Origin of the sequence: Rhodococcus sp. 14-1411-2a (assembly GCF_002259485.1) — a bacterium.
GTDB lineage: Bacteria > Actinomycetota > Actinomycetes > Mycobacteriales > Mycobacteriaceae > Rhodococcoides.
Genome location: NZ_NPGA01000013.1, coordinates 1 through 4,691, shown reverse-complemented (window position 1 = coordinate 4,691; position 4,691 = coordinate 1). Strand labels below are relative to the sequence as shown.

Genomic DNA, 4,691 nt, shown 5'->3' with positions numbered 1-4,691 from the left:
CAATCTGGTTCTGTTGTGCGGGTTCCACCACCGCCTCATGCACCACTCCGATTGGGAAGTGTTCATCGGCACCGACAACCACCCGTGGTTCGTACCGCCCGCAACCGTCGACCCCTACCGACAACCCCGACCATCCCACGCCCGAGCCGGCCCCCACATCGCCTGAACCCGCCCAAAGACCACTCCAGCCCCGCACCGAAACACCGGTGCGGGGCTGGAGAAGGTTGGATCAGGAACCAGAAGGAGCGACAGGTGGTGCGGGAGGAGTAGCGCCATCTGCCGGAGCCGGGGGTGCAGGCGCAGTCGCGCCGTCTCCCTCAGCACCCGGAGTCGGCGGCGCAGGCGGCGTCGCACCATCAGCCGGAGCAGGCGGCGTCGCACCGTCAGCCGGAGCGGGCGGCGTCGCACCGTCTTCCGGTGCGCACAGGGCACCCGGTCCACCCTTACCCGGCCCACTCGGACCTGGGCCACCCTCTCCCGGTCCACCCTTGCCCGGACCACCCGCGGGCGGAGCTGGCGGAGTTCTGCCATCACCCGGTGCAGGCGGGGTCGCACCGTCGGCCGGGGTGGGAGCTGTCGATCCGTCACCGGAATCCGGGGCTGCCGGCACCGCAGGGACATCCGAACCCCCACCACCGTCGGTCCGCTGACCCAGCGCGGACGACGACGCCACCGTGGACACTCCGGGCGACGCATCGGGCCCGGTGGCAGCGAAGACTGCCGACGCGACCAGCGCACCGACTGCGAGTCCCGCTGCCGCCGTCGCCACCATCGGCACCCGTCCCTTCCAGCGCTTAGGCTTGTTCTCCCGAGCTGCATCGGTTTCGGCAGTCGCGGCGGGGCCGGGGTTCGAGGCGGCGGGGATCGGCTGGGTCTGATCGTTCACGTTCACTCCTTGTTCGGACTGTCTCGTTCGTTTCGGTCTGTCACCGACCCTGCCGCCGCTAGCTGAAGTCACCCTGAAGCTGGGCGCATCTTCAGGATCACTTCAGCTGGTGAGTGACAATCGAGGAATGACATACAGTTCCGCTCCCCGGGTGATGGTGGTGGAGGACTCGCTGCCCATCCGAGAAGCGCTGGTGGCCGCGTTCGAGGACGCGGGATTCACCGCCGCGTCCTTGCCCGACGGCGACGACTTCGAGACCACGATGGCCGGCTTTCGCCCCGATGTCCTGATTCTCGACGTCATGCTGCCGGGTGCTCGGGACGGGTTCGCGTTGATCGACATCGTCCGCCAGAGCAGCGATGCGGGAATCATCATGGTCACCGCGAAGGACCGGTTGGAAGACCGCCTGCGTGGTCTGAGCGACGGTGCAGACGACTACGTGGTCAAGCCGTTTCAGCTCGACGAGGTGGTCGCGCGAGCCAGATCGGTGCTGCGTAGACGCGGCAGGTCGTCGGACGCAATCCAAGTGGGCGATCTACTCGTGGACGAATCCGCGGGGGTGGTCACCCGCGCCGGCCACGTCCTCGACCTGACGGCGACCGAACTCCGATTGGCAACCTTCCTCGTCGCGCAGCGCGGTCGCACTGTCTCGAAAACGTCCATCCTCGAGTCGGTCTGGGGTTACGGCGCGTACGACGGCAATCTGGTGGAAGTGCACATCAGTGCCTTGCGTCGCAAGATGGAAGCGCACGGTCCGCGGTTGATCCACACTGTCCGTGGCCTCGGATACGCCCTGCGGGCACCGCAGTGAACCGCACACCCACGCCCTCGTTGCGTACGCGAGTGGTCGCCACCGTTGTCGTCCTGTTCGCGGTGCTGCTACTTGTGGTCGGCGCATCGGTGGATGTGGTTCTGGGCCAGCAGCTTCGACGCGATCTCGATGCTCGCTTGAGCGATCGGGCCGACCGAGCGGTCGAACTGGTCGACAGCGGGGTCAGCGCGCAGGACTTGGTGCAAGCCCTGCAGGGTGACGCTATCCGAGTTCGGATCACCACCGCCGACGGAACGGTCTACGGTGTGCCCGGTGGCGAGCCTCCCGCGCAGGGCGATCGGCCCGCGGCACCCAACCCTCCGTCCGGCCCGTCGAATGCGCCCACTCCCCCGGGACCGCCCAATCCGCCTGCCCCACGTTCCGATTCGCTGGAGATCACGAAGCCCCTACCCGACGGATCGACACTGTCACTCCTCGGCGACACCACCGCGATCGCCGATGTCCGCCAACAATTGCGCATTCTGATGGTGGGTGCCGGTGCCGTCACTCTGCTGCTGGCCGCCGCCGCGCTGATCTACGCGGTGAGGCGCGCGTTGTCACCGCTGGACTCGATGACGTCGGTCGCACGCCGAATCACCAACGGCGACAGGGGACGTCGCCTGCTTCCATCGAAGCCGAACACCGATCTGGGGCGCACAGCATCGGCCGTCGACGAGATGCTCGACGCCCTCGAGGACGCCGAGCGCAAGGAGGCTGCCGCGGCGCAGGCGGCGCGTCGAGCAGAGGAAGACATGCGCCGATTCCTGGCCGACGCGGCACACGAATTGCGTACGCCGGTAGCCGGGATCTCGGCGCTGGCTCAGTCGTTGCAGCGCGACGCCGAGCACCGCCCCGATCGGGTCGGTAGGTGGAGCGAGCTGTTGGTCGGCGAATCCGCGCGGGCGTCGCGCCTGGTGGGAGATATGCTCGATTCCGTTCGCGCAGAGAACACTTCGGAGTTGGAGCTGACCGACGTGGACCTCACCGACGTGGTTCGACGCACCGTCGAGCGCGCGGCTCTGCTGTCCCCGCAGGTCCGGTTCGAGGTGGACGGATCGCAACCGGTGCCGGTCAGGGTGGACGTGGGCCGCGTCGAGCAGATTCTCTCGAACGTCCTCGACAACGCCGCTCGCTTCACGCCGGACGGCGGTAGCGTCCGAGTGACGACAGGCTCCGATTCACAGGCGTTCGTCATCGTCGACGACGACGGACCCGGGGTCGACGAGGCGGACCGTGAGCGCATCTTCGAGCGGCTCGTTCGACTGAACTCTGCGCGTGATCGTTCTTCCGGCGGCGTCGGGCTCGGGTTGTCGATCGCACGCACACTGGCGCGCGCTCACGGCGGCGAACTCGTCTGTGCCGCAGGGCCTACAGGCGCACGGTTCCGACTGACACTGCCGAGCCTTACGGGTCGTTCCGCGGGCTCCACTCCGGCGAACCACCGATAGCTATTCGACGATCAGATCCATCAGCAGGCTGTCGTGCCAGCCGCTCGGGCCCTTCTCGTATTTGCGCATGATTCCTACCGGCTCGAAACCGACTGCGCTGTAACAGGCTATCGCCACCGCGTTGTCAGCAGCGGGGTCGATCACCAACCGGTGGTGCCCCAGGTCGATGGTCAGGTATCGCACCAGCGTGCCCACGGCGTCCTTGCCGACGCCGCGGCCGTGCACTGCCGGGTCGAGGAAGATGTCGATCGACGCATGCCGGTACATCGGATCGGCCTCTTCGCCGTACTGGATCAATCCCACTGTCGTGCGGTCCAATTCGATGACCAGACGCTTCTCGTCGGGGTTGTCGAACGGCCAGTTCTCGTCGGCGTCCTCGTCGCCCCACCGCGCGTACACCTCGGGGGTGTGCAGTATTCGGCGGAGCTCCGGCACGTCCTCGGTGGTGACGGGCCGCAACACGACCCGTTCACCGCGGAGGTTCATCGCACAGTTCTACTCGGCCCGCTTCGCGGCACGGGCAGCGAGGTCTTGGGCGTCGAGCTTGTCCGCTTCTTCGAGAGTCGGTGCGCTGCCGCCCAATCGTGCCGGAACCCAGTACGCGCCCGGCTCGTGGTGGTAGTTCTCCTGCAGTTCCAGCAGCATCTTCTGCATCACCGTACGCAGTTTCTCGGTCAGCTCGTTCGGCGGACCGACCGGAGGCAGCGGCTCACCGACAGCGATCGAGATAGGAGTATTGGTGCGGCCCAACCGCTTCGGGTATCCCTTGGTCCACACACGCTGCGCGCCCCAGATCACCGTCGGGATGATCGGCACGCCTGCCTCGATGGCCATGCGTGCTGCGCCGGACTTGAATTCCTTGATCTCGAAGCTGCGGCTGATGGTCGCCTCGGGATACACGCCCACGAGCTCGCCGTTGCGCAGGCTCTCCACGGCCGCCTTGTAGGACTCGGCACCGGCTCCACGGTCGACAGGGATGTGCCGTAGCGAGCGCATGATCGGGCCGGAGATCTTGTTGTCGAAGACTTCCTTCTTCGCCATGAACCGGATGTAGCGCTTCACCCGTCGCGGCGGCAGCCCGGCGTAGGTGAAGTCCATGTATCCGGTGTGGTTGACGGCGATGACGGCTCCGCCGGTGGCAGGGATGTGTTCCTCGCCCTCGACATCGAATTTCAGGCCCTCGAACGCGAACACTGCACGAGCGATGCCGATGACTGATCGGTAGACGGGTTCCACAGTCCGTTAGCGTAGTCGGTGGACGATGCCGGGGAAAAGGTCCGGGAGATGTCAGGTCCGCTCGAAAGCAACGGGGGAGAAACGACGTGAAGAACAGTGCGGCATCACCGCGGCGGACCAGGGTTGTCCGAACCGCGCTGCCGCTGATCGCAACGCTCGCTCTGGTCGGAGCCTGCGATTCCGCAGTCGGACTGCCATCCGAGCAGTCCAGAGCGACGAGCACCACCACCGAGGCACCGAGCGACGACTCACAGGCGGCAACTCCGACCACGGCAGCCCCGACCACCACCACGCCCCCACCGATCCCGCC

General features: G+C 66.7%; 5 protein-coding genes and 1 pseudogene. 3 read left to right on the top strand and 3 right to left on the bottom strand.

Features of this window, described 5'->3' with window-relative positions; genetic code table 11:
• Positions 1–229: 229 nt before the first annotated feature.
• Positions 230–886, bottom strand: coding sequence for a hypothetical protein (locus tag CH291_RS26540; protein WP_143545917.1), 657 nt, complete (start codon positions 884–886; stop codon positions 230–232).
• A 127-nt stretch (positions 887–1,013) separates the two neighbouring features.
• On the opposite strand from CH291_RS26540, the gene CH291_RS10945 reads away from it, so the two are divergent.
• Together CH291_RS10945 and CH291_RS10940 are read left to right on the top strand one after the other, a co-directional pair.
• Positions 1,014–1,697, top strand: a complete 684-nt coding sequence (locus tag CH291_RS10945; RefSeq protein WP_179276512.1) for a response regulator transcription factor — start codon at positions 1,014–1,016, stop codon at positions 1,695–1,697.
• A 32-nt stretch (positions 1,698–1,729) separates the two neighbouring features.
• Positions 1,730–3,145, top strand: a complete 1,416-nt coding sequence (locus CH291_RS10940; RefSeq protein WP_256980808.1) for a sensor histidine kinase — start codon at positions 1,730–1,732, stop codon at positions 3,143–3,145.
• Here the strand turns inward: CH291_RS10940 and CH291_RS10935 are convergent, their stop codons facing one another.
• Both CH291_RS10935 and CH291_RS10930 read right to left on the bottom strand, forming a co-directional pair.
• Entirely contained in the window at positions 3,146–3,631 is a 486-nt protein-coding gene (locus CH291_RS10935; protein WP_094687474.1) for a GNAT family N-acetyltransferase, read from the bottom strand.
• 9 nt (positions 3,632–3,640) lie between these two features.
• Complete coding sequence (locus tag CH291_RS10930) at positions 3,641–4,381, bottom strand: lysophospholipid acyltransferase family protein (RefSeq protein ID WP_094671304.1); 741 nt, start codon at positions 4,379–4,381, stop codon at positions 3,641–3,643.
• Between the two features lie 86 nt (positions 4,382–4,467).
• Between CH291_RS10930 and CH291_RS10925 the strand changes: the two are divergent.
• A pseudogene (locus CH291_RS10925) lies at positions 4,468–4,691 on the top strand (hypothetical protein); the annotation flags it as partial.